Annotated in this window: 25 protein-coding genes; all 25 read right to left on the bottom strand. The window is 44.7% G+C overall.

Annotated elements, in window-relative coordinates:
* Positions 1 to 50 precede the first annotated feature (50 nt).
* On the bottom strand, positions 51 to 731 hold the full coding sequence (locus AC50X8_RS22815) for an endonuclease V (protein WP_494881683.1): 681 nt from the start codon (positions 729 to 731) through the stop codon (positions 51 to 53).
* Positions 732 to 840: 109 nt separating this feature from the next.
* Positions 841 to 1554 (bottom strand): pentapeptide repeat-containing protein, encoded by a 714-nt coding sequence (locus tag AC50X8_RS22820; protein ID WP_494881685.1) that lies wholly within the window; start codon positions 1552 to 1554, stop codon positions 841 to 843.
* A gap of 163 nt (positions 1555 to 1717) precedes the next feature.
* Positions 1718 to 2236, bottom strand: a complete 519-nt coding sequence (locus tag AC50X8_RS22825) for a hypothetical protein (protein ID WP_494862418.1) — start codon at positions 2234 to 2236, stop codon at positions 1718 to 1720.
* Position 2237: 1 nt separating this feature from the next.
* Complete coding sequence (locus tag AC50X8_RS22830) at positions 2238 to 5534, bottom strand: CdiA C-terminal domain-containing protein (protein ID WP_494881687.1); 3297 nt, start codon at positions 5532 to 5534, stop codon at positions 2238 to 2240.
* 22 nt (positions 5535 to 5556) lie between these two features.
* Positions 5557 to 6240 (bottom strand): DUF4280 domain-containing protein, encoded by a 684-nt coding sequence (locus tag AC50X8_RS22835; RefSeq protein ID WP_494862428.1) that lies wholly within the window; start codon positions 6238 to 6240, stop codon positions 5557 to 5559.
* Position 6241: 1 nt separating this feature from the next.
* Positions 6242 to 6820: a hypothetical protein gene (locus AC50X8_RS22840; RefSeq protein ID WP_494862430.1), complete on the bottom strand. Its 579-nt coding sequence runs from the start codon at positions 6818 to 6820 to the stop codon at positions 6242 to 6244.
* Positions 6807 to 7493, bottom strand: coding sequence for a pentapeptide repeat-containing protein (locus tag AC50X8_RS22845; RefSeq protein ID WP_494881689.1), 687 nt, complete (start codon positions 7491 to 7493; stop codon positions 6807 to 6809). Before AC50X8_RS22845 ends, AC50X8_RS22840 begins: the two co-directional genes overlap by 14 nt.
* Positions 7424 to 7867, bottom strand: coding sequence for a hypothetical protein (locus tag AC50X8_RS22850; RefSeq protein ID WP_494881691.1), 444 nt, complete (start codon positions 7865 to 7867; stop codon positions 7424 to 7426). The genes AC50X8_RS22845 and AC50X8_RS22850 overlap by 70 nt, the downstream gene beginning before the upstream one ends.
* 354 nt (positions 7868 to 8221) lie before the next feature.
* Positions 8222 to 8551, bottom strand: coding sequence for a hypothetical protein (locus AC50X8_RS22855; protein WP_494881693.1), 330 nt, complete (start codon positions 8549 to 8551; stop codon positions 8222 to 8224).
* Positions 8551 to 9027, bottom strand: coding sequence for a hypothetical protein (locus AC50X8_RS22860; protein ID WP_494881695.1), 477 nt, complete (start codon positions 9025 to 9027; stop codon positions 8551 to 8553). Before AC50X8_RS22860 ends, AC50X8_RS22855 begins: the two co-directional genes overlap by 1 nt.
* On the bottom strand, positions 8999 to 9682 hold the full coding sequence (locus AC50X8_RS22865; RefSeq protein ID WP_494881697.1) for a hypothetical protein: 684 nt from the start codon (positions 9680 to 9682) through the stop codon (positions 8999 to 9001). The genes AC50X8_RS22860 and AC50X8_RS22865 overlap by 29 nt, the downstream gene beginning before the upstream one ends.
* Positions 9639 to 10106: a helix-turn-helix domain-containing protein gene (locus tag AC50X8_RS22870; RefSeq protein ID WP_494881699.1), complete on the bottom strand. Its 468-nt coding sequence runs from the start codon at positions 10104 to 10106 to the stop codon at positions 9639 to 9641. Before AC50X8_RS22870 ends, AC50X8_RS22865 begins: the two co-directional genes overlap by 44 nt.
* Before the next feature lie 517 nt (positions 10107 to 10623).
* Positions 10624 to 11115: a hypothetical protein gene (locus AC50X8_RS22875; RefSeq protein ID WP_494881701.1), complete on the bottom strand. Its 492-nt coding sequence runs from the start codon at positions 11113 to 11115 to the stop codon at positions 10624 to 10626.
* A 15-nt stretch (positions 11116 to 11130) separates the two neighbouring features.
* Entirely contained in the window at positions 11131 to 12108 is a 978-nt protein-coding gene (locus tag AC50X8_RS22880) for a hypothetical protein (RefSeq protein ID WP_494881703.1), read from the bottom strand.
* 84 nt (positions 12109 to 12192) lie between these two features.
* Positions 12193 to 14337 carry a hypothetical protein gene (locus AC50X8_RS22885; protein WP_494881705.1) on the bottom strand — a complete coding sequence of 715 codons (2145 nt, stop codon included), beginning with the start codon at positions 14335 to 14337 and terminating at the stop codon, positions 12193 to 12195.
* A gap of 20 nt (positions 14338 to 14357) precedes the next feature.
* Entirely contained in the window at positions 14358 to 15050 is a 693-nt protein-coding gene (locus tag AC50X8_RS22890) for a DUF4280 domain-containing protein (protein ID WP_056039147.1), read from the bottom strand.
* Positions 15040 to 15630, bottom strand: coding sequence for a hypothetical protein (locus AC50X8_RS22895; protein ID WP_494881707.1), 591 nt, complete (start codon positions 15628 to 15630; stop codon positions 15040 to 15042). The genes AC50X8_RS22890 and AC50X8_RS22895 overlap by 11 nt, the downstream gene beginning before the upstream one ends.
* A complete protein-coding gene (locus AC50X8_RS22900; protein WP_494862432.1) occupies positions 15617 to 16774 on the bottom strand; it encodes a pentapeptide repeat-containing protein in 1158 nt (385 codons plus the stop codon). Before AC50X8_RS22900 ends, AC50X8_RS22895 begins: the two co-directional genes overlap by 14 nt.
* Positions 16775 to 16998: 224 nt before the next feature.
* Entirely contained in the window at positions 16999 to 17199 is a 201-nt protein-coding gene (locus tag AC50X8_RS22905; protein ID WP_056037809.1) for a hypothetical protein, read from the bottom strand.
* Positions 17200 to 17217: 18 nt separating this feature from the next.
* Complete coding sequence (locus AC50X8_RS22910; protein WP_056037812.1) at positions 17218 to 17724, bottom strand: hypothetical protein; 507 nt, start codon at positions 17722 to 17724, stop codon at positions 17218 to 17220.
* 37 nt (positions 17725 to 17761) lie between these two features.
* Positions 17762 to 20668, bottom strand: coding sequence for a hypothetical protein (locus AC50X8_RS22915; protein WP_494881710.1), 2907 nt, complete (start codon positions 20666 to 20668; stop codon positions 17762 to 17764).
* Complete coding sequence (locus tag AC50X8_RS22920) at positions 20668 to 21285, bottom strand: DUF4280 domain-containing protein (protein WP_494881712.1); 618 nt, start codon at positions 21283 to 21285, stop codon at positions 20668 to 20670. The genes AC50X8_RS22915 and AC50X8_RS22920 overlap by 1 nt, the downstream gene beginning before the upstream one ends.
* Positions 21286 to 21801, bottom strand: a complete 516-nt coding sequence (locus AC50X8_RS22925; protein WP_494881714.1) for a hypothetical protein — start codon at positions 21799 to 21801, stop codon at positions 21286 to 21288.
* 55 nt (positions 21802 to 21856) lie between these two features.
* Positions 21857 to 22990, bottom strand: a complete 1134-nt coding sequence (locus AC50X8_RS22930) for a pentapeptide repeat-containing protein (protein ID WP_494881716.1) — start codon at positions 22988 to 22990, stop codon at positions 21857 to 21859.
* A gap of 26 nt (positions 22991 to 23016) precedes the next feature.
* Entirely contained in the window at positions 23017 to 24543 is a 1527-nt protein-coding gene (locus AC50X8_RS22935; protein WP_494881718.1) for a contractile injection system protein, VgrG/Pvc8 family, read from the bottom strand.
* Positions 24544 to 24769 lie beyond the last annotated feature (226 nt).

Below are 24769 nucleotides of genomic sequence, written 5' to 3' on the forward strand. Positions count from 1 at the left end.
AAAGGCTTATTCCTCCTTGAAGTCCAAGTGGAACGAGCCTTTTCCATATGCTATCTAAAATGCTCTCTCCTTTTTTTAGTTTCTAAATCGGCTAGTCTTACGGGTATAGGCAGTCTGCTTTCTTTATTAATTAACGCTAGCGTGATGGCGGTCGCGGTATCTATATCAATCCAATTGCCGCATGAAATAAAAATAGGCTTCACATCTTTATGCGTTCTTAGCGCTCGTCCATATACGATGTTGTTTATTACAATATTGGTGAACGCCCCTGCTTCATTCGCCGGCATATCAAAATCAACCGAATCGATTTTCAAATAAGTTTTCGCCATACCTATCGTCGGTTTATTCAGATGGAAGGACGCATGTGTGGCGATTCCCATATTTCTAGGGTGCAAATATCCATTGCCATCAAACATAATCATATCCGGATCACTAGTTAGCAGCTTAAACGTATCGATAATTAAAGGCAATTCTCTGAAAGATAAATAGCCCGGTATATAAGGCACCTTAATTTCAGCTTTTAAAGACTGTATCTCCACAACCTCTTTCGTCAGAAAATCTACGACACATATGCAGCATACTGCAATTGTCTTCTCAGCTTCCTCCCAGTACGCTAAATCCACTCCGGCAATGAGCTTAATGTCTTCTATTTTAAAATGATTTTCCAGCTTAATTTGTTGAACCAAATTATGTTGAATGGCATCATAGCTTGCCGTTATTTTATTTTCCATTTTGTTCGGACCTTTCGTTATATGTATTCATTCCTAAAACTACGAATTTATCAGGGGATACAGCCTGAGGTGGCATCATCGCCAGTAGTCCGCAGCATGATCATACCTTTTATAGCTGTTTTAAAATTTGTTCTCTAGCACCTTTATCGAACTTAGCTCCTTCTATGTTAGCCCCTTTCCATATTACATCGTTAAGTTTAGCATTTGTAAAGTCAGCTGCTTGAAAATGACCATTCCATAGTGTAGCTCCAGTTAAATCAGCTCCTGAGAAATTCGCATTCCTAGCTTGTACTTCGGACAAATTAGCCTTAATGAAATCAGATCCTTCAAAGTTTCCATCTATGAGAATAGCACCAACAAAGACGGCTTCATCAAAATAGGCCTCGATTGCAATAATTCCCGTTAGATTCGCCTGGCGAAATGTAGCTTCATTGAAAGTTGTTCCAGATAAATGGCCATGGTAAAAATCCACCTCGTCAAAACAAGTCTCTATACACGTACTTATTTTTATGTGCGCATACTTCATCTGAGCTTTACGCAGGTTCGCCTCGCTTAATACACAATCAGCGATATCGGCTTCCTCCAAATTACAGCTTTCCAGATTAGCCTTGTCAAATTCACAATCACGCAAAGAGACACTTAATAGCTCAGAGCCTCGCAGGTTCGTACCATGAGCCATAATTCGATCTGCCCTTAGCTCTGATAAGTCTGAAAAAGAGAGGTCCAGCCCGCCTATCTCTAAGTAATCCAGTATACCTTCTTCTAATCGAACTCTATTAATCTTCTCCATAACTTTTGCTAAATCATTCGACTGCTCTCCCATTTCAACACCTGCCTTCTTAAAATTAGCTTTTTAAATACTGTTGCTATAGATACTCCGTACAATTTTGACTTTCACAGAAAAAAGAACAGCTTGCAGCCTGTGCTGCAAAACTGTTTTTCTCCCACTCATTTTTGGCTTCAGCAAATAAAGAGTGGCTGCTTTTTTACTCTCTATCTTTAAAAAAATCCTCTTCTAGATAGGGGTAGTTCAGTAGTTCTAAATCTTCCTTAGCCAAATAACTCGTTTGATATTCATCTAAATGGGTATTGATCAGTAAACTCCCTTTAACCCTTTTTATTAATGGATAGGAGGTATCATCTTCAACAAGCATATCCTTATCGTTCAACTGCAGTATTTTCCCAATAACTTCAAGCATCTTTAACCACCCAATATCAAAAGTACGCGATATAAATTGAATACTAATAGGAACATTTGTATCCACTCCATGATCTTCGAGATTCATCTCTCGAAAGCGTTTAATATAGTCTTCTTCTTCATCTAAATCTATACTTAGTGAAAAATAAGTGCAACCAATACTCACTTGCTGAGCACCAGATCGATCCCTTACTTCCACTTCATAATTAATTAATTCTACAAAAAACACTTCGTATATCATATCGTAAAGTATCTTTCGCAAGGCTTCTCTAGGCAAATCAGAACCAATAGATACCCTAAAATCCATATTAATCAAACCTCCAATACCCTCTTGTTACTTGACGACCTTCAATGATTAATAGTTCGTCTAGATGTTTTAAATCCTTGTGTGTCTGACTTATTAAATAATCAATAAGTTCTCGCCTCTTTTCAACAGGATAATCATTTAAATTTAATACGATTCTTCTAGCTTGTTTTGTAGTTTTACTTCTGAGTGTAGTAAGAATATTCTGTAAACTAGTACCTTTATCTGGAGCATAACAATCAAATACTTGTCCTTCAATTATAAAGTCTGGACTTTTAGAGGGATCAATGCCATAGCCATTTCCATCAAATGCATTTCCATTGGGGACTTCGTCAAGCATTGTTGTACGATATCCTTGTTCTGCAAGAACATCAGCAGCTTCATTTTGTCTTTTTAATCCTCGAGCATCTTTACCTGTATCTTTAGCATAATTTCCTTCTGGTTTGCCACCCTTAGGTAATGAAGGCTTTGTAATTATAGCATTTGGTCTAATTTTAGGTGTATAAGGAATATGTTTTTCACCATATAGTTTGTATTCTGAACTCGTTTTCCAGTCCACATTTTTATCACCATATTTTGAACGGAAATACTCATCCCACTCTGGTCCTGTTCTAGGTATCTTTGAAGAATTACCTGTCCCCCCTACTTCCCCACCCGTTGCATTCGGAGGCTCTGATCTACCCTTACCTGCCCCTTGATAAATCGTCGCATCGTCAAACTCATCAATCGGCTTATTTACACCAGGGCCGCCTTTTGTAGACTCTTTCGTTGTTGTCTTCGTTTTCGGCGGCTCAGGCGCTTCCTTCGGTTTAGGTTTGACATTTTCCAGCTTGAACTTCGTCCAAGTATCATCCAATGCCGATATATTCCGTCCATTCGCCAGCTTATTCGCTGCGGCGTACAAGCCATGCTTCAGCAAAATACCCAAATTCACAACGGTCAGTGCAATACCTAGCTTGTCCAGCATGGACTGGTCGATGCCCAATATGGAAGGGTTTGTGCTATCATCACCATTCTTCAGATCAATCAACTTCTCTGCGTTGACCCAAATCATGGCTGCGCCTAATGCAACATCAGCTGCTGCTAAAAGATACAACGATCCTCCGCCTGTCGGGATCGCTGCAATAATCGCTATAACCCCAAAAATGATATTAAATTCTGCTATCAGCATTTGCGGACCTAAGATTAATTCCTCATACGTATATCGAGATAAGTATACCGTTTTTGCTGTCTGCTTGCTCAGATAATCCGGCTTTTGCGGGATCAAATTTTCCAACGCCCAAGCATCTGCCATTGGGGCAACTAACTCCATAAAATGCTGGAAACCCGGCGCATTTAGCGTCTGACTTATCGCGCTCGACAGACCGCTTTCCTGTGACTCACTAGACGAAAGCACCGGCTGCGCAGGCAGCATCGCCTGAATTTCCACCAATGACTTCCCTTCCGCTTGACCACGCTTGCTGATCGCCGCTACCTCTTGATTCCAGTTATGCACCGCCGTTCGATCCCGATCCTGCTGATCATAAACCTGCTGTCTACGCGAAAGCTCCGCCTCTTTATCTTTGCTTGGTTCACTCGATTTTGGACCATACCTCTTCTGATAAACCTCTTGCTGCTTTTCCGTCGATTGAGTCTTGATCCAGTCCTTCGCTTTAGCACCTAAGTTCGGATCATTTTTCATTTGCTCCTTGGTTGCAGGATGAACCTTCTGGTACAAATATTCCTCCGATATCGGAGCCCCGTTATACTTCTGCTTTTCTTGCTCCATTTTCGCAGCGAGCTGCTCGGACAACTGTTCATCCAGATACATCTGCTCAATCTCTTCATCCGTCAGCAGTTCGGTGAACGGTACCTCCACCTTCTGAAAATCCAGCTTGCCGCTCTTGATGCCGACCCGGTTATCGCTGATCAGCACATAATGGTCCGCATTCGTTTGCAAAGCAACCTGACTCGTCGCCCGCATCCGAATCGACTCGAGGATTCCCTTATTGCTCCCGCTGCCCAGCTCCACCTTATTGCCCGCGACCAGCAGCACATCTTCACTGGCGTTCACCGTGATGTTTCCGCCATCCAAATGCAGACTGACCGTTCCTTTTTCAAAAAGAACCCCATCGTCACCCAGCTGCATCTTGGCCGCTCCCGGCGATTCAAACACCTTCGTCGTCGGCTTCTGGAACACCGTCCGGCTTTTCATCTCCTCGCTGCCGCCTCGCACCGAGTTGATCGCCATCGCTTTCTTTTCCACACCGTTGGGAAAATAGACCTTTATCCGCGCTCCCTCATCGGGCAGCACGTAAAACATATTGTTGCCTTCCCCTGAATACGGGAACCACCAGTTTCCTTGCTCATCATGTGCGTTATCGATGTCCAGATGCACCTTGACCATATTGTTCGCCCGCTTCACGACGCGACCTTCCAAGGATACACCCTGAATCCCTTCATTTTGCCGGGATTTTCGTCTCAGCGTCTGGCGCCGGACCAGCACATATTCATAGGTCAGCAGCCCCGAGGCATAGCTGATGACCGACTCCGCTACGACCCACATTTGCTTTTTGAATACGACATCGTCCCCAACCTGGCAAAATTGCTCGCTGGTTATCCGGTAGCTGACGAAGTCTGCTTCGTGAATAAGATCCGCATCACTGCCTTCCGCATGGGCTTTCAGCTCTTCATAGGCGGCCCGATTCTTCAGAACCGTATAGCGCTTCGCCTTCAGCTCCTTCCCCCAAGATAGGTCCGGTACGCCGAAATACACGCGCGGGGTATCCATCACCACATCCGGCAAAATGACCGTACCCACCCGAGACGCCAACCGCTTCAAAAACTGCCAATCCGTCTCCTCGAACTGGACCATCAAGGAGCCAAGAGTCGCTTGATCGCTCGTCGCCATATTTTGCGCATCTCCGCGGGGATAGTTCTTGACCAATTGCAGAATCGCGTCCGTATACGTCAAATGCTTATTCTGATATGACCGATTTTTCGGCTCCAAATCCATCGCATACGTGCGCGACAGCGCCTCAACCTTCACATGCGGAATGCCATCCTCCATTTCAATATCTACATGCGTAATGCCCCCGGCAAACCAGCTTTCCGCCTTGGGCTCAGCGGGTCTCCGCATGAATAGGCTGTCCTCGAAGCTGCTTCTGCCTATACAGGCTTCAGCTTCCTCTTCCGTCATTTCCGCTGTAAAGGTACATTTCGCATGTGCATTGAACTTCCGCTCGATGCGAAAGCTGCGCACGGCCTTAAGCTTATAAGGCCATACCAGCTGGTAGCCGTCTCCTTCATAGTTCACTTCCATGCTGTCACCTCCCTTCTTCTCCTTATCTCACGGAAAACTCCGGAGGTGCCGGATCCATCCCATTGGTCAGCAAACGAATTTGTCCTCCATACTGGCAAAACAAACAAGATTTGCTCGTTAACGCAGCTGCCCCTTGAATCGATACACTTGGGCTGCCGTTTGTCCATTGCGGCCCTTTCAGCTTCTCCAGCATCGCACTAAGCGATGGCAATCCGCTTGGCAGCCCCATCGGCGGCGCAGATTTAAATGGTGCTCCCGATGGAGCCGGAGCTTCCATCAGCTTGGGCGCACAGGGGTAAACAGGCAGGTTAAAAGTAGGCTCCTCTGGATCTGTATCAATGATATATGAGGGATCCGAAGGTATGCCCGCACCTGCTGATTCCGCCAGCTTCATTGGATGTTGATCACTTCTGCAAAAGCCAAAGGAATAAAAATTCCCATCAATTTCTTGCCCCATACGATCAAAGGGGATTCCCTCAATGGTATTGGGCGTTGACAGGGACACTTTGCAATCCTCCACAGTCAGCATCGGGCTGCCGTTAATATAAATGCCATTCGGCTCCGGCTTATTCAGCACCTCCTCGTGCGAACCGTAGGAGCAATGCATATACGCCCCTGCCGTCACATACGTATCCTCGCTTCGCCATGGAGACTCCAGCAAGCCCTTAAGTGTCGCTTTTTTCAAGATGGTTTTCCTATGATCCATTTCAACCGATTCCCCCTACCAACTCAATTCGTCTCACACTCAGCCCGTACAAGCTTTTCCGCAGCAGCCCCTCCGCTATATCTACACGCACCACCAGCACACGGCTGCGGTAGTACGGAATCTGGAAAATCGCAGCATCTTGCAGCGCCCATGGATCTACCCACATTTTGCTCACTCGCCCGTTTTCCGTCACGGTCCGCTCTGGCGCTAAGCAAGGCACCTCCTGCACATCCATCCAGTCATAAAAAAACTGTCCCTGCTGCTCCAAATCCATGACGATGACGCTCTTATAGCCCATATTCGGAACCATTCGGCTGACGACCGCCCGCAGCTCAGCGCCTACGAGCAGCAGCGGATTTTCAATCATACAACCGGGATTTAGCCGGCTTCCCTTCTTGACGTACACCATCTCCTGCTGCTCCGCATAGCGGTAGCCTCTCAGCATCCGCTCGGGAAAAGCGAGGTTCGCCCCATTCGCCGGCAGGCGCCGATCATGCTCCAGCACGAAATATTCCATCGTGCGCTCCAGCTCATGCGAATGCCATTCCCCTTCTCCTGCCCACTCTCTACGCATGCTCATGCACCGGCTCCTTTACCCAGTAAATCATCTGCCGCTGCTCTTCCGTCAGCTCTACCCGCAGCGCATCCCGCTCCAGCATCCGGCTGCCCGTTAAATCTGCTCCAGTGAAATCCACCTCGAGCAGCTCGGCTCCCGTAAAATCTGCCGCGATTTTCGCACCCCGAAAACTCGCATACGTCAGATCTGCCCCTTGGAACTGCACGCCGTTCATCCCGAACACCAGACCATGTGCTTCTGCCACATAGTCCCGATTGCCGAGGACGCCATCGAACCGCGCATAGGTCAGGTCGCAATGGCGAAAATCGGCATCATATAAGAGGCAATCTTGAAAATCCGCCTGATCGCACACACACCGCTCGAATCTTGTGCCCAGCATCCGGCTGTTCGCAAGCGTGCTGCCCGTCAGCGTCACCTCTTCAAATCTCGTATAATTCACATCGATTCCTTCGTACTCCCCACGCATGAGGTTCACGCCAGCGATATGCTCATAGATATAGTCCTGATCTAGCTTGTTTTCCAGCCAGCCCTTGCACGTAATCGACGTCCGCTGCCGCTCCTTCACGCAATAGACCGACTCGCTGATCTCTTGATCCCGGTATTCGCCTACTCGCACCTCAAACGAATCATCCTTCTTGATCTCCTGAAAAGAAGCCAGCTCCCGAATCGCATCCATCGCATACCGCGCCGCATGCACCATATATACATGTCCTCTGCGAAGCCATAAATCCACCCCGCCTCATAGCGAAAAGAAGTCAGCCCCACCTTGCCATCCGTCTCCCTGTCGCTCGCTTCGAGCATATAGACCGGATGCCCTTCGCTCAGACTTGTCCGCAGCAAGGAGATGTGGATATAGGCGCATTTCTGCAAAAGCCCTTCCTGCTGACGAGCCAGCACCGCTTGGCAAAATCGGTCAAACAGCGCGGTGAACTCTGCCGCGATCAACGCTTTATTTTTCACATAATCATGATGCAACGCCCGAATTTGCGCATTGCGCTGCGGGATAACATCCTCTTCTAAAAAATGCTGCCACACTTCCATATCGTGCATCGCTTGTTCTCCTATCTATGGTGTTCATTGCCTACTGATTCATCAGCACTTCAATCCCTTTAATGACGACCTGGCCTTATCTCATATATAAAATCAATAAAAACAATTAGTAATTGATACGAATAAGCATACGCAAAAAAAGCTTACCCCACCTTTTTAAGTGGAATAAGCTCCTTGTTATATTGCAATATAATTTTTCAATAAACTTTTTGTGAGACCCTTACTATTCCTTTATGATGTTATTAATGCCTTGTATCAAGGCACCATCAAGGTTGTAACTGTTTTACCAATTACCACCTTCTTATTACCCTACTCAAATATTTTGTTAAAAGACTGACTTAAAATTTTAGAATCTTAAAATATATATAAAATGGTTTCATCATTAATAAAAGCATTAGGTATAACTTTTAGCAAATTTTCAATTCTTCCCTTCATATATTCCAAGTCATTTTCAAGTAGATTTTGTATCGCCCAATCCCTTAATAATTCAAGTTCTACTAGCACATCATTTAACTGAGATTTATTAAATTCGGCCCCATCTTGTATAAACTTTATACCCAATTCATTTATAGCCTTCTCCCAGTATTTATCATAAAAATTTTGATTCGAAATGTTCTCACTCAAAGTAAGCTCTGAATCACGATCATTTATATCACCATTATATCTATATAAACCAATTGACATTACTTTTCACCTCCATATATTGCCGAAAAATTATATTCCGGAAATTTAATTTTTAGATTATTTAATTCATGTTGAACAGCAGACCTTAGTTTCGGAGTGTCTGCATCAATTCTAAATACAAAGTTTCTAATACTAACTATTTCTTCAACTGATGGAATATCCTGAGGAATGGCACTTGACAATTTGATTTCTGGCTGTTGCAAAGAATTAATTCTGTTTGAACCTTTTTTAAATATTTGTTTAAACGCCCATTGTTCCTCTGTTTGTGGGACATCAGGATTATCCATGTCCAATTTTTTTGCTGATTTATCTTCGTAAATTATCTTGTTTACTAAATCAATTTCATCAAGTTCACTATTTATTTTTCCATGAATATTGATTTCTTTATAAGAGTTCCCAGTCCCCTCAACTTTTCCGCCTGTTGCATGCGGAGGCTCTGGTCTACTCCTACCCACCCTGATAAATAGCTGTATCATCAAACTCATCAATCGGTTGATTGACACCGGGGCCGCCTTTATTAGGCTCCTTATTTATAGGCTTTGTTTTCGATTTTGGCGGTGTTTTCGGCTTTGACTTATACACGTCCCACGCTTCGTCCAGCGCCGCTATATTTCGGCCGTTCGCCAGTTTATTCGCAGCCCCATACATGCCATACTTAAGCAGTATACCTAAGTTTACGATAGCCAAGGCAATACCCAGCTTATCTAACAATGACTGGTCTATGCCCAGCAAGGACGGGTTCGTGTTGGCATTCCCGTTCTGTAAATCAATAAGTTTCTCTACATTGATCCATATCATCGTCGCGCTTAAGGCCACATCAGCTGCCAATAATACATACAACGATCCACCCGCTGTTGGAATCGCAGCTATGATCGCTACCACTCCGAATAGCACATTGAGCTGCGCTATCTTTCGTTCCGGTTCGATCACCAGCTCCTGAAACGTAAATCGAGATAAGTATACCGTTTTTTCCGTATGCTTGCTCAAATAATCCGGCTTTTGCGGAATGACATTTTCCAGGTGCCAGGCTTCTGCCATCGGAGCCATTTGCTCTAGGACATGCTGGACAACCGGCGCATTCATCACCTTATTCATCGCCCCGGATAAGCCGCTTTCCTGATTCGTGGACACAGACCTGCTTCCTCACACTTCCAATGAACTCATGTGTCTTCTCTGACACAAGCAAATACGGATGAACGTGAAAATAGTTCGGCAGATAGTAGGTGTTGTTCTTGCTCTGACTGACCAGAATGAGCTTTTTCTCTGCCAGTCTTTCGATATGACGCTCTACAGACTTGGAACTGCATCCAAGATTTCGAGCAATCATTTCAATAGTGGGGTAGCACTGGCTCTGGTCGCTCATGTACGCGACAATATCGACGAGAATCAGCTTTTCGTATGGGCTTAAGCCGTAACACCGATGGATTTTATGCGGCAGGATGGTAAATCCCTTGTGATGTCCTGTAAAGTTGCTCTCCTTGGCAACTTCGTCTATGTATGCATTAGCGGCTTTATTATTCTTAACGAACCCGAAGTCGTTGTACTTCGTTTTCATCTGCAATCCCATCCTTCTTGTGCTATTATGCCGCCACTGGGCGGCTATGGAGTAGGGAAGGCGGCTAGCCTGACACGTATCCTTACCTGTTTATGTCAACTGGTCGTCACCAGATTGTTCTTGCACTGTAGTCATCGCGGCGAGTTGCCAGAATGTTGCGGACAATTTACAGATTAGTCCTGACAATATTAATGGTCGGGCTAACTACTCCAAAAGATGCTTTGCCTTTTCATCCTTTCTATCGGGGCGGCGTATTCTACAGTTGCGTAACATTTTGAAAATCCTTGAGAAAGCGAAGATAACAAAAAACAGGTCAATCATGGTAGTATCTGACCATAATCGACCTGCTTCGTGTATCGTAATAGCTTTATTTAGGTTACAGAATTAATGCATTTGATATGCGTACAAACGAAATGGAGAAATCTTTATTCGGGTATTACATAGGTTATATGTGTTATTGGTTGAATGATCGGTTCATTCGGCACTGGAAGGGGCTTTTAGCACAGTAGCCGCCACTTCACAAAGTTAATTGATCATTTGTGTCGTGTGGTTCGGCATCAACAAAATTATCAAACCAGTTGTTGAACGGATAATAGCCTTCATTCTTGATTTCTAGCCCAATATTATTCATGAAAAAATCGCCTCCACATTCTAATAAATTTATTAAAGGCTCATACACACTTAGATATTGACTCGCTTCAGGACACTTTTCTGCATATCTCGCTAACTGTAAATACCATTCTACTATATTTTTTATACTCTGATTATTTTCAAAAACCATTAGTATATCCGTATGGTAGTAAGTAGAAATATCTATATCCCCCTCAATATCTCCCAAGAAACGAGGTATATTAGAAAAAGCCGGTGATTTTGGTTTTAGTTTTTTTTCTTTGTAAAACTGAGCCAATCTTCTCAAATACTCATAACCAAAGTAACTTTTCTCGGTTAATTCACCAATTTTTTCCCAATTTATGTTTCTTGTTACGAGAATAGCTGCTTCTAGACTCATTTCTTTCACCTCAATTTAATAGTTACCACTATCATCATCTGAATATTTCTTCCAATCTTTATAAGAATCATATTCTGGGAAACTTCGTGGATTAGGATCTGTTGAGTTTGCCTTATCATGTGCATTTTTTTCAGGATCTTTATTGAAGGTTGTACCATTCCAAGTGGATCTATCCATTAACGGCATTCCATTATCAATTAATTCTTTTTCCTTCAATTCATGATTCGCGAGTTGTTTAAACCATTCTTTTTCTTTAGCCGTAAGTTCTCTTTTTTGAGCTAATTGCCACGCATATGCAACATCTTGATCAGCTTTAAAGTATAGTTCTTTATATGGAGCACCATCTATTGATAGCTGATGTGTATCAAGGAATAAATGTTTCTTCATATCACTTATTTGTTGCTCTGATAAACCAGTATTCTTTGCTACTAACGATACGTCCTCTAACCCAATCTTTCTAATCTCAATATATTTCCTCTCCAAAAAGGCATCAAACCCATCTCTAGGAGGTATAATATATGGTCTCATTTCCGCAGGGTCGGTTAAATACTTACCTTTTCCCGTCCCCTCAACTTTCCCACCTGTTGCATGTGGAGGCTCTGGTCTACTCTTACCCGCACCCTGATAAATCGCCGCATCATCAAACTCATCAATCGGTCGATTGACACCGGGACCGCCTTTACTCGCCTCTTTATTTATAGGCTTTGTTTTCGATTTTGGCGGTTTTCCCGGCTTAGACTTATACACGTCCCAAGCTTCGTCCAGCGCCGCTATATTCCGGCCGTTTGCCAGTTTATTCGCCGACCCGTACAAACCATGCTTCAGCAGTATACCCAAGTTTACTATAGCCAAGGCAATACCCAGCTTATCTAACAACGACTGGTCTATGCCCAGCAAGGACGGGTTCGTGTTGGCATTCCCATTCTGTAAATCAATCCATTTCTCTGCGTTGATCCATATCATCGTGGCGCCTAAAGCCACATCAGCTGCCACTAAAACATATAGCGATCCACCCGCTGTCGGGATCGCAGCTATGATCGCTACCACCCCGAATAGCACGTTGAGTTGCGCAATCTTTCATTCCGGTTCTATCACTAGCTCCTGAAACGTAAATCGAGATAAGTATACCGTTTTTTCCGTATGCTTGCTCATATAATTTGGCTTTTGTGGAATGACATTTTCCAGGTGCCAGGCTTCTGCCATCGGAGCCATTTGCTCTAGGAAATGCTGGACACCCGGCGCATTCAACACCTTATTCATCACCCCGGACAAGCCGCTTTCCTGCTGCCCACTGGATGAAAGCACAGGGAGCGCAGGCAGCATCGATTGGATTTCCGTCTGTGACTTGCCTTCCCGATCCCCTTGCTCCATAATCGCTTTTGCCTTCTGATTCCATTCATAAACCGCTGTTCGGTTCCGATCCTCTTGTTCATAGCTCTTCTGTTGCTTCGCCCATTCCGCTTGCTTCTCTTCCTTGCTCTTATCCTCCGGCTCAGTCGCAGACGGCCCATATCTTTTCTGATACGCCTTTTTCTGATCCTCTACTGTTTTTTCTCGAAACCAATTCCTCGCCTTTTCGCTTAGATTCGGGTCATTTTTCATATTTGATTTTACATCGGGGTGGATATTTTGGTAATAGATTTCTTTGGAAATCGGCGCACCTTCCTCTTTCGCTTGCGCTTTCTGGATCTCCACTTCCATTTGTTCAGGAACTTGCTCATCCATATACAGCTGCTCCAGCTCTTCATCCGTCAGCAGCTCGGTGAACGGTACCTCCACCTTCTGAAAATCCAGCTTGCTACTCTTGATGCCGACCCGGTTATCGCTGATCAGCACATACTGATCCATTTTCGTTTGCAAAGCAACCTGACTCGTCGCTCGCATCCGAATCGATTCGAGGATCCCTCTCTCACTCCCGCTGCCCAGCTCCACCTTATTGCCCGCGACCAGCAGCACATCTTCACTGGCGTTCACCGTGATGTTTCCGCCATCCAAATGCAGACTGACCGTTCCTTTTTCAAAAAGAACCCCATCGTCACCCAGCTGCATCTTGGCCGCTCCCGGCGATTCAAACACCTTCGTCGTCGGCTTCTGGAACACCGTCCGGCTTTTCATCTCCTCGCTGCCGCCTCGCACCGAGTTGATCGCCATCGCTTTCTTTTCCACACCGTTGGGAAAATAGACCTTTATCCGCGCTCCCTCATCGGGCAGCACGTAAAACATATTGTTGCCTTCCCCTGAATACGGGAACCACCAGTTTCCTTGCTCATCATGTGCGTTATCGATGTCCAGATGCACCTTGACCATATTGTTCGCCCGCTTCACGACGCGCCCTTCCAAGGATACACCCTGAATCCCTTCATTTTGCCGGGATTTCCGTCTCAGCGTCTGGCGCCGGACCAGCACATATTCATAGGTCAGCAGCCCCGAGGCATAGCTGATGACCGACTCGGCCACGACCCACATTTGCTTCTTGAATACGACATCGTCCCCAACCTGGCAAAATTGCTCGCTGGTTATCCGGTAGCTGACGAAGTCTGCTTCGTGAATAAGATCCGCATCACTGCCTTCCGCATGGGCTTTCAGCTCTTCATAGGCGGCGCGGTTTTTCAAGACCGTATAGCGCTTCGCCTTCAGCTCCTTCCCCCAAGACAGGTCCGGTACGCCAAAATACACGCGCGGGGTATCCATCACCACATCCGGCAAAATGACCGTACCCACCCGAGACGCCAACCGCTTCAAAAACTGCCAATCCGTTTCCTCGAACTGGACCATCAAGGAGCCGATCGTCGCTTGATCGCTCGTCGCCATATTTTGTGCATCCCCGCGGGGATAGTTCTTGACCAGTTGCAGAATCGCATCCGTGTAGGTCAAATGCTTATTTTGATAGGAACGATTTTTCGGCTCCAAATCCATTGCATACGTGCGCGACAGCGCCTCGACCTTGACGTGGGGAATGCCGTCCTCCATTTCAATATCTACATGCGTAATGCCCCCAGCAAACCAGCTTTCCGCCTTAGGCTCAGTGGGCTTGCGCATGATTAGGCTGTCCTCGAAGCTGCTTCTGCCTATACAGGCCTCGGCTTCCGCTTCCGTCATTTCCGCTGTAAAGGTACATTTCGCATGCGCATTGAACTTCCGCTCGATGCGAAAGCTGCGCACGGCCTTTAGCTTATAGGGCCACTGTAACTGATAGCCATCTCCTTCGAACCCTACCTCCACGCTTTCACCTCTCCTCTCCATTATCTCTGGGAAAATTCAGGAGGTACGGGGTCCATTCCATTGGTCAGCAAGCGAATCTCTCCTCCATACTTGCAAGACAAACACGATTTGCTGGTCAGCGCAGCTACCCCTTGAATCGATACATTGGGACTGCCATTCGTCCATTGCACTTGTGGCACCTTCAAGTTCTCCAGCATCTCAAGCAGCGATGGCACGCTGTTAGACGAACCCGTTTTCGGCTTAAATGGTGCCCCCGCAGGTGCGGATGCTGAAACCGTCGGCAGCAGTTGGGGCGCACAAGGATACACATAACGATTAAAGGTAGGTTCTTGTTCGTCCGGGTCATAAATGAATTTATGATAGCCGGGTTGCAGAGAATTCCCTTCCTCCGCTTCTTTCATAGGATGATGCTCACTTCGGCAATAGCCAAAAGAATAGAAGTTACCATTCAAATCCTCTGCCATGAGATAAGCAGGCTTCCCCTTAATCACGCCCGGCACGGATGTAGATGCCACACAATCCTCCACAGTCAGCATCGGACTTCCATTAATGTATACACCATTAGGATCTTGCTTGCTTAGCACCTCCTCATGCGTACCCTTGGAACAATACATGTAAGCTCCCGCCGTCACATACGTATCCTCGCTTCTCCATGGAGATTCAAGCAGCGCCTTAAGCGTAGCCTTCTTCAAAACGGTTGACCTAGCTTCCATTCGTCGCCATTCCCCCTACCAACTCAATTCGTCTCACACTCAGCCCATACAAGCTTTTCCGCAGCAGCCCCTCCGCTATATCTACACGCACCACCAGCACACGGCTGCGGTAGTATGGAATCTGGAAAATCGCAGCATCTTGCAGCGCCCTTTGATCGACCCACATTTTGCTCACTCGCCCGTTTTCCGTCACGGTCCGTTCTGGCGCTAAGCAAGGCACCTCCTGCACATCCATCCAGTCATAAAAAAACTGTCCCTGCTGCTCCAAATCCATGACGATGACGCTCTTATAGCCAATATTCGGAACCATTCGGCTGACGACCGCCCGCAGCTCAGCGCCTACGAGCAGCAGCGGATTTTCAATCATACAACCGGGATTTAGCCGGCTTCCCTTCTTGACGTACACCATCTCCTGCTGCTCCGCATAGCGGTAGCCTCTCAGCATGCGCTCGGGAAAAGCGAGGTTCGCCCCATTCGCCGGCAGGCGCCGATCATGCTCCAGCACGAAATATTCCATCGTGCGCTCCAGCTCATGCGAATGCCATTCCCCTTCTCCTGCCCACTCTCTACGCATGCTCATGCACCGGCTCCTTTACCCAGTAAATCATCTGCCGCTGCTCTTCCGTCAGCTCTACCCGCAGCGCATCCCGCTCCAGCATGCGGCTGCCTGTTAAATCTGCGCCGGTGAAATCCACCTCGAGCAGCTCGGCTCCCGTAAAGTCTGCCGCGATTTTCGCACCCCGAAAACTCGCATACGTCAGGTCTGCCCCTTGGAACTGCACGCCGTTCATCCCGAACACCAGACCATGCTCTTCTGCCACATAGTCCCGATTGCCGAGGACGCCATCGAACCGCGCATAGGTCAGGTCGCAATGGCGAAAATCGGCATCATATAAGAGGCAATCTTGAAAATCCGCCTGATCGCACACACACCGCTCGAATCTTGTGCCCAGCATCCGGCTGTTCGCAAGCGTGCTGCCCGTCAGCGTCACCTCTTCAAATCTCGTATAATTCACATCGATTCCTTCGTACTCCCCACGCATGAGGTTCACGCCAGCGATATGCTCATAGATATAGTCCTGATCCAGCTTGTTTTCCAGCCAGCCCTTGCACGTAATCGACGTCCGCTGCCGCTCCTTCACGCAATAGACCGACTCGCTGATCTCTTGATCCCGGTATTCGCCTACTCGCACCTCAAACGAATCATCCTTCTTGATCTCCTGAAAAGAAGCCAGCTCCCGAATCGCATCCATCGCATACCGCGCCGCATGCACCATATATACATGAAACGGATACAGCTGCTCCTTCATCCAAACCTCAAACGAATGGCGCTCAATCCGGTTCATATACCGTTTGCGCCGCTCCTCGCAGCCTTGATCCCAAGCCTCTGCGAAGCCATAAATCCACCCCGCCTCATAGCGAAAAGGAGTCAGCCCCACCTTGCCATCCGTCTCCCTGTCGCTCGCTTCCAGCATATAGACGGGATGCCCTTCGTTCAGGCTTGTCCGCAGCAAGGAGATGTGGATATAGGCACATTTCTGCAAAAGCCCTTCCTGCTGCCGAGCCAGCACCGCTTGGCAAAATCGGTCAAACAGCGCGGTGAATTCTGCCGCGATCAACGCTTTATTTTTCACATAATAATGATGCAACGCCCGAATTTGCGCATTGCGCTGCGGGATAACATCCTCTTCTAAAAAATGCTGCCACACTTCCATATCGTGCATCGCTTGTTCTCCTATCTATGGTGTTCATTCCCTACTGATTCATCAGCACTTCAATCCCTTTAATGACGACCTGGCCTTATCTCATATATAAAATCAAGAAAAACAATTAGTAATTGATACGAATAAGCATACGCAAAAAAAAGCTTACCCCACCTTTTTAAGTGGAATAAGCTCCTTGTTATATTGCAATATCTTTTTTCAATAAAATTTTTGTGAGATGCTTATTATTCCTTTATGATTTTATTAATGCCTTGTATCAAGGCATCACGTAATATTTCAGAATAATCATTATAACCTTTCTCCGCTTTGATTTTATCAAACACCTTTTTCAAGGTACCATCAATAAAAATAGTTAAGCCATCAACCTCTACTTCACTACCTTCTCTCTTGAATTTTTCATTTAGTATTGTTAACTTATCACTCATTTTTTTAGCCTCCATTAATCATTCATTTTCTTTTTGATAAATAATACTAATTAGATCTACGCCTTCATCCAGCCAATATTTCTCTGAATCAGGTATATAATCGTCAAAATCTTTGTACTCACCAATCCAGTTATCAGGTGCATACCTTTCAAATGGAAACATCTCTGGAAAACTAGAAAGTAACATTTTCTTGTCAACATCAATAAATAAAGATGGATTTAAAGATAGGATCGTATCATCATATTTCTCTTCTTTTATGATTTTTTTCAATTCCAATGAGCTAGTCTTATACTTACTTAAATTTTCTAAATATATATCTATAGTATCCTCATTCACATTTTTAATGAAGAATCGAGATTCTAAAAGATGTTCCATATCATATTCATATCCATTACTCAAAAATTCTTGTTGTCTTTTAATTAAATCCATTATCCAAAAACTCTTATCTGTTACATACCAAGAAAAATCATTCTTATTATTAATTCCAACAATAATATTAGCAGCATACTCCGGCATACACTCCATATTTACTCTCCTTTTCAGTTCAATTCAAATTTATTACTCAATTTATTATTTTTCCATTTGTTGCATATTCCTCAATCCACTCTATCCAAGGAGCAGGCAACTCATAACTTGTTCCCGGAGTCGAAGGATCCACAATCTTTGGTGCTGTACCACCTTGATTTTTTGGATTTATTTTATAATCGTCTTGTTTAACTAAATTTTCTTGAATAAAATCATCTAACCATTTAGGAACATCAAATTCTATTATCTCCCCACCTGGTCTCTTATTATCTCTATAATAAATTGCATGTTCTGAATCATAAGCACTGACATTTAAATCCTTATCTTTCTTAGGGATCGAGATGCTACCATCTTCATTTACGATAATTCTGGTTTGGCTAGTTTTACTTCCACTTCCACCACCCTGAACTCTATAATACTTCACTGTATCAACTTGTTCAATTGAAGCTTCCATAACTTTCAATTCATCTACCAAATCATTCAGTGCCACTATGTTTCGAGAATTAGCCACCTTATCTGAAAGCTTATATATCCCATGCTTCAACAGCCCTGCTAATCCTACAAATGCAAAGACAAGTCCAAATGCATCCACCGTTTCCTGATCCATTCCCAAGAACATCGGATTCGTATCTGCATTTCCTGCCTGCAAGTCATGCAGCTTCTCTATACTTATGACGATGCCTGCTACACCTAATACGCCTTCAGCTATGGCGAATAAGTACAGTGAGGCTCCTCCGGTAAAGACAGCGCCTACCACTGCCACGACGCCTAACGCAAGGTTTAACTCTGCTAATAATGTTTGCGGTACAATAACCAACTGTTGGAACGTGTATCGGGATAAAAATAAAGGTTCCTGTCTTGTTTTCGTTAGGTAATCGGGTTTTTCTCCCTTCCACACAGGTGCTGCCAAATTATTCAGAGACAGTCCAAAATCTTGTAAAAACTTCTCGCGTTGCTCAAAAACATTTGGCGAGCCTTGTTGAAACCCATTCTTTTTAAATATATCTCTTTGTGATATAGAAGGCTCCTTAGCTGGGAGAAACGGCCCTTTGCTTCTTCTATACTGTTCATTCATTGCTGCGTCATATCGCGCGTAGGCTTCATTACTTTGTTTTAATTCATATGCCTTTTGTTCTTTGCTCTTAGTTTGCGTATTTCCTGCAATAGGATTATGTTTCGTTTGATAGTTGCTCTTTAATTGATCCTGGTCTTTCTCCATCGCCGTTCTTATCGTATTCTTGGCTTGTGGATCATTCGCTAATCGTGCCGCTATATTATTTCTTATACTTGTCTTTTCATTCATAGACAATGGCGGAGCCTTGCTCTTATACATACTCCATGCCTGATAATCGTCATACGTAATTTCGTTGTTTTCCAACTTATGAAAATAAGCCTGTTGCAGCTCTCCCTCCATCTGACCGTCAATATACATTTCTTTTAACTCTTCATCCGTCAATAAGTCAATAAAGTCCATTTCGACTTTCTGGAAATCGATTTTACTACTGGTTATACCTACACGATCCTTACTTATCAGCATATACTGATCAGTTTTAGTCTGGAGGATGATGGCCTCATCCGCTGTCATCTTAATGGACTCAACAAAGGCTTGTTCACTACCCATCTCTATATTATTGGACGCCACCAATAAAATATCTTCTGTAGCGCTTAGCGATATATTTTGGTCATCCATGTGAATGCTAACAGTGCCTTTCTCGAATAATACCCCATCATCCCCCAACTGCATCTTCGCTGCTCCAGGCATATCAAATACTTTAGTTGTAGGCTTTTGGAATACGGTTCGACTCTTCATCTCCTCGCTTCCGCCACGAACCGAGTTGATTGCCATCGCCTTCTTCTCTACACCGCTTGGAAAATAGACCTTGATCCTCGCTCCTTCATCGGGCAGCACGTGAAACATATTGTTTCCTTCCCCCGAATAAGGGAACCACCAATTTCCTTCATTATCATGTTCATTGTCAATGTCCAAGTGTACCTTGACCATGTTATTCGCCCGCTTCACGACTCTGCCTTCCAATGAAACACCTTGTATCCCCTCATTTATTCGGGATTTACGACGCAACGCTTGTCGTTTTACAAGCCTATATTCATATTGCAGCAGCCCAGATTCATAACTTATAACGGACTCTGATACGACCCACATCTGGTTTTTGAATCGTACATCGTCACCTACCTGACAAAATTGCTCCGTTATGACCTTGTAGCTAACAAAATCAGCTTCATAAATATTATCGGCTTCACTTTCTTCTGCATTTGCCTTTATTGCTAAATACGTATCACGATCCTTCGTAACGGAATAACGGCTTGATTTAATTTCAGCACCCCAAGATAGGTCAGGAACTCCGAAATAAACGCGAGCTGCATCCATTACTACATCGGGCAAAATCACCGTTCCTAAACGTGAGGCAAGACGCTTCATGAATTGCCAGTCCGTCTCCTCAAATTGTATCATCAACTCACCAATTGTGGCTTTATCGCTTGTAGCAACGTTTTGACTATCCCCTTTAGGGTAACCTTTTACTAATTGTTCAATAGCCTTGGAATAAGTAAGATGCTTATTTTGATAGGACCGATTTTTAGGCTCCATATCCATTGCATACGTACGTGAGATTGCCTCTACCTCCACAAAAGGTATGCCATCTTCCATACGAATGTCAATGTTTGTGATTCCACCTGCGAACCAGCTTTCAGGTTTAGGTTCTCCTGGCTTGCGAATCATAATGCTGTCCTCAAAGCTCCCTCTCCTCATACAAGTTTCAGCATGATCTTCTGTCATCACAGCTGTAAAAAGGAACTTAGCATGCTCATTAAACTTTCGCACAATACGAAAGCTGCGAACTGCCTTTAGTGCATAGGGCCACTTCAGTTGAAATCCATCACCTTCATGCCATGTTTCCATGCCATCACCTTTTCCTTTTATATCCATTATCTTTCAGAAAACAGAGGCGGTGCAGGGTCCATTCCGTTCGTCAAAAACTGAATTTTTCCTCCCCATGTGCAGTTTAAGCAAGACTTGCTCGTTAATGCCGGGACACCTTGAACCGTTACATTTGAACTCCCATTCTGCCATTCCGTCGCCCCTTGAAAAATTCCACCCGGTGTAACAATCGAGTTCGGCATCAGTTTAGGAACACAAGGATATATATATTGATTATTGGTTATTTTATCGGGATCTGGGTCAACAATATAAATGGAATTAACAGCACCTTTTTTTTCCGCAATTTTCAGTGGATGAATGAGGCTTCGACAGTAGCCGAAGGAGTAAAAATTACCATCCACCTTTTTCCCGGGCTCATCATAAGGAACACCTCCGTATGTACCCGGCGTCGATGTAGATACCACACAGTCTTGTATCGTCATCATAGGATTTTCGTTAATAAAGACTCCGTTGGAGTTTATTTGGTTTAACATTTCTTCATGTGTCCCCATCGTACAATACATATAAGCCCCCGCAGCCACATATGTGTCCTCACTTCTCCAAGGAGATTCCACCAAGGAGTCAATGGTCGATTGTTTCAACATAGTTGCTCGAATCTTGTCCATTTAGCCTTCACCTTCCTCTAGCAAAATTCTTCTTACACGCAAACCTAACAAACTTTTTCGAAGAAGGCCTTCCGCTACATCCAGACGCACCACTAGTAAGACACTTTTGTAATAAGGGATTTGAAAAACTCGAAGCCCTCTAATCCTTCTTTTGTCTACTACTAGTGACTCTATAAGTCCGTCCTTAACAACCGTGTGCATAGGCGAAAGACAAGGAACCTCCTTGAAATCCATAATGGAATAATAAATTCGACCATTGTGCTCAAGATCCATGACAACTACATTTTTGCAAGCAATCTCAGGCTCAAATTGACTAATAATGTTTCGAATCTCATTTGAAACAAGCAAAATGGGCTGTTCAATCACACTTCCATATGTCATTTTTCGCCCAGGCTTTAGATAAACGATTTCTTGCTCTTTCACATAGTCAAAGCCTCGAAGCATATGATCTGGGAAGGAAATCACTCCTCCACTGGGAGGAAGCCGACGGTCATGCTCCAAAATGAAATATTCCAAATCTCCACCATCCTTAGAGAAACAATTACTCTGCATTTTTTAGAGCGTGTTATATTTACACCCAGCTAATACTTGCATGCTGTTCATCACTCAAAAAAAGCTTAGAGGCATCCTCACGCAAAATTAGACTGCCAGTTAGCTCTGCACCTGTAAAATCGACCCCTTCGAGATGTGCGTGTGTGAAATCCCCTGCAATCTTTGCATATCTGAAACTTGCATTTGTCAAATTTGCTTGTTGAAATTGGACACCATGAATACCGAAAACCATACTATGCTTTTCCATCATGGCATCACGATTAGCCAGAACACCATCGAGTCTAGCATTCTCAAGATTACATCCACGGAAATCCGTATCATAAAGGATACTTCCACGAAAATTCACTTGATTGCATTCACATTGCTCGAATCGACTACCTAACATCATGCTGTTTGGAAGTTGGCTCCCCGTCAGCGTTACCTTTTCAAAACGAGCGTAATTCAAGTCAATACCCTCGTAATTACCGTGGGAAAGATCGACCTGAGCGATATGTTCATAAATATATTCCTGCTCTAAGCGATTTTCTAGCCACCCTTTACAGGTAACCGATGATTTTATACGTTCATTTTGACGAAAAATGGATTCACTTACATTTTTGTCTCTATATTCACCAACTCGTATGTCAAAAATGGCATCCTTGTTTATATCTTGAAAGGACGCTAGATTCCTTATGGTATCCATTGCATATCGGGCTGCATGAACCATGTAGACATGAAATGGAGAAATTTGTTCCTGTTTCCATGCTTCAAATGCCGGTCTTTTAATTTGGTCCATATACACCCTGCGCCTATCCTCACATACCTGGTCCCAATCGTTTAAGTAGCTAAAAATCCAGCCAGCGTCAAAACGAAACGGCGTAATCCCAAATTCTCCATCTGATTCTGTGTCACTCGCTTCCAGCATATAGACAGGTTTTCCTTCATTCAGACTTGTCCGTAATAGAGAAATATGAATGTAAGCACACTTTTTCAAAGAACCTTGCTCTTGTAGTCGTTTGATTCCTTGGCAAAATTGATCAAATAGATACACAAATTGTTCCGTAATATGATCTTTATGCCTGCAATAATAATCATGCAGCGCTTGAACATATACATTTCGACGTGGAATGACATCCTTTTCGATAAAATGTTCCCATACTTTTATACTGTTCACTCCAATTTCACCCCACTATCTCAACGTTATTTTTGCATAAGAATTTCAACGCCTTTAATGACAACTTGACCTTGGTCCATCGTCATTCCTCCATTTCCATCTTTCGTAGACATTTCAATCTGATTACCCATCAGCATAATAGTTTGTCCAACCATCTCTATCTGCTTGCTAGCTTGCAGCATAATTTTATTTTCACAGTTCAAAATGATCGTGCCTGCGCTTGTCAGCGTAATCGTGGCACCTCCGGTCGCGCCCGTGATGGTGATTTTATCTTCCTCGAACGTGATCTTTTGCCCTGTTGGCGTCAGCAAAAACTTCGTATTCGGATTCGCCATCAAATCGTCCTTCAAATCCTTATCGTAATTAATGACCGGCTGCAGCTGCTCCTGCTGTACGACCGTCGTCGTTACATTTTGGCTTTTCCCGCCTGTTGATCCAGCCGATCCGGACGCCCCGCCACTTCCTGACCCAGACGAAACCGCCGCACTCATCGCTTCCTCCGGCACCTTCTTCCGCACCGAGCTAAGCGCAATCCCTTCGGCCTCCTTCGCATTCGGAAAATAAATCCGCACGCTGTCGCCTTTCTCCGGCATGCAGTACCAGCCCGTCTGGTCGTCCGATGCATACATGGTGGAATAAGGGAATGGGCTGGCAATGGCAAGGCTCCAGTTCTGATCGTAATCAAGCTGCACCTTCACCTCGTCGCGCACAACCTCCATCACTTTCCCCGAAATCGACGCGCCAATCAGCTTGGCATTATGCCGCTTGCGGCGATAAGCCGCGCTCTTCAAGCAAAGCGTATACCGATGGCTGAGCAGCCCCTGCTGCATTTCCGTCCGCACCTCAAATACATGAAGCTTATGCCCTTTGAACGTCACTTTATCGCCCAGCTCAAGCACCCGATTGTTCAGCACGATTTCGTAGCAAATATAGTCCTGCTCGCTAAGGCCGGACTTTTCCATTGACGCTTCTTGTTTATAAGCAACCAAGTCCTTGTACATCCGGTAGTGCGTCGCCTCTATCTTGCCAGCGTCCCGATTGTCTGGAATGCCTATATACACGCGGATGCAATCCTCGGTCGTAACTGGAACAAGCACCGAATGATAGCGGGAAGCGAGACGCTTCAAAAACTGCCAGTCGGTTTCCTGATATTGCAGCGTATAGGCACCGAGCTTTTTATTTTCATCGAACGTATTGAATGTTTGTCCTTTGGGATAATAGCTGCTGATTTGCTGCATGAGATCAGGGAGGAGCATCGCTTGATTTTGAAAGGAGCGGGTTTGCGGCTTGAGATCCATCGCATGTGTATGCGACACGGCTTCCGCCTCCAGCCAATAAACGTGGTTTTCTACGCGAACGTGGAGCTTCATGATCATGCCATGAAACAGCCGATGCTGCTTCCCGCTTTTTTCGGTATAAAGAAGCTCGATAGGGGTTTGATCATCCGCCATTCGAACATAATAATCTTCCTTTTCCTCCGGAATGATGCCCGTAAACGTCAATTTGGCGTGATCATGAACTTTCTTGACGAGCAGCACATGATGCAATCTCATGTCAAAAGGAAGTATTCGCAATTCTTCATAGCTAACGGAAAATAAGGCCATTATGTCATCTCCTTCAATCTGCCTAAGCTCCAGCTGTACCATAAAGTTATAGTACAGGGAATAATGTTACAGTCTAAATGATATATAACAGGACTAATTTACATACTTATACTATAATAATAAAATATATATCGACTTTTTAAGTTCGTTTATTAATAGAACAACCTTAATTTCA

The organism is Paenibacillus sp. JT22N15 (assembly GCF_059383755.1).

What these genes read in the sequence shown, in the direction of transcription:
- AC50X8_RS22815 (WP_494881683.1), bottom strand. Translation starts at nt 731, where the DNA reads ATGGAAAATAAAATAACGGCAAGCTATGATGCCATTCAACATAATTTG.
- AC50X8_RS22820 (WP_494881685.1), bottom strand. Translation starts at nt 1,554, where the DNA reads ATGGGAGAGCAGTCGAATGATTTAGCAAAAGTTATGGAGAAGATTAAT.
- AC50X8_RS22825 (WP_494862418.1), bottom strand. Translation starts at nt 2,236, where the DNA reads ATGGATTTTAGGGTATCTATTGGTTCTGATTTGCCTAGAGAAGCCTTG.
- AC50X8_RS22830 (WP_494881687.1), bottom strand. Translation starts at nt 5,534, where the DNA reads ATGGAAGTGAACTATGAAGGAGACGGCTACCAGCTGGTATGGCCTTAT.
- AC50X8_RS22835 (WP_494862428.1), bottom strand. Translation starts at nt 6,240, where the DNA reads ATGGATCATAGGAAAACCATCTTGAAAAAAGCGACACTTAAGGGCTTG.
- AC50X8_RS22840 (WP_494862430.1), bottom strand. Translation starts at nt 6,820, where the DNA reads ATGAGCATGCGTAGAGAGTGGGCAGGAGAAGGGGAATGGCATTCGCAT.
- AC50X8_RS22845 (WP_494881689.1), bottom strand. Translation starts at nt 7,493, where the DNA reads ATGGATGCGATTCGGGAGCTGGCTTCTTTTCAGGAGATCAAGAAGGAT.
- AC50X8_RS22850 (WP_494881691.1), bottom strand. Translation starts at nt 7,867, where the DNA reads ATGCACGATATGGAAGTGTGGCAGCATTTTTTAGAAGAGGATGTTATC.
- AC50X8_RS22855 (WP_494881693.1), bottom strand. Translation starts at nt 8,551, where the DNA reads ATGTCAATTGGTTTATATAGATATAATGGTGATATAAATGATCGTGAT.
- AC50X8_RS22860 (WP_494881695.1), bottom strand. Translation starts at nt 9,027, where the DNA reads ATGATACAGCTATTTATCAGGGTGGGTAGGAGTAGACCAGAGCCTCCG.
- AC50X8_RS22870 (WP_494881699.1), bottom strand. Translation starts at nt 10,106, where the DNA reads ATGAAAACGAAGTACAACGACTTCGGGTTCGTTAAGAATAATAAAGCC.
- AC50X8_RS22875 (WP_494881701.1), bottom strand. Translation starts at nt 11,115, where the DNA reads ATGAGTCTAGAAGCAGCTATTCTCGTAACAAGAAACATAAATTGGGAA.
- AC50X8_RS22890 (WP_056039147.1), bottom strand. Translation starts at nt 15,050, where the DNA reads ATGGAAGCTAGGTCAACCGTTTTGAAGAAGGCTACGCTTAAGGCGCTG.
- AC50X8_RS22895 (WP_494881707.1), bottom strand. Translation starts at nt 15,630, where the DNA reads ATGAGCATGCGTAGAGAGTGGGCAGGAGAAGGGGAATGGCATTCGCAT.
- AC50X8_RS22900 (WP_494862432.1), bottom strand. Translation starts at nt 16,774, where the DNA reads ATGCACGATATGGAAGTGTGGCAGCATTTTTTAGAAGAGGATGTTATC.
- AC50X8_RS22905 (WP_056037809.1), bottom strand. Translation starts at nt 17,199, where the DNA reads ATGAGTGATAAGTTAACAATACTAAATGAAAAATTCAAGAGAGAAGGT.
- AC50X8_RS22910 (WP_056037812.1), bottom strand. Translation starts at nt 17,724, where the DNA reads ATGGAGTGTATGCCGGAGTATGCTGCTAATATTATTGTTGGAATTAAT.
- AC50X8_RS22915 (WP_494881710.1), bottom strand. Translation starts at nt 20,668, where the DNA reads ATGGATATAAAAGGAAAAGGTGATGGCATGGAAACATGGCATGAAGGT.
- AC50X8_RS22920 (WP_494881712.1), bottom strand. Translation starts at nt 21,285, where the DNA reads ATGGACAAGATTCGAGCAACTATGTTGAAACAATCGACCATTGACTCC.
- AC50X8_RS22935 (WP_494881718.1), bottom strand. Translation starts at nt 24,543, where the DNA reads ATGAGATTGCATCATGTGCTGCTCGTCAAGAAAGTTCATGATCACGCC.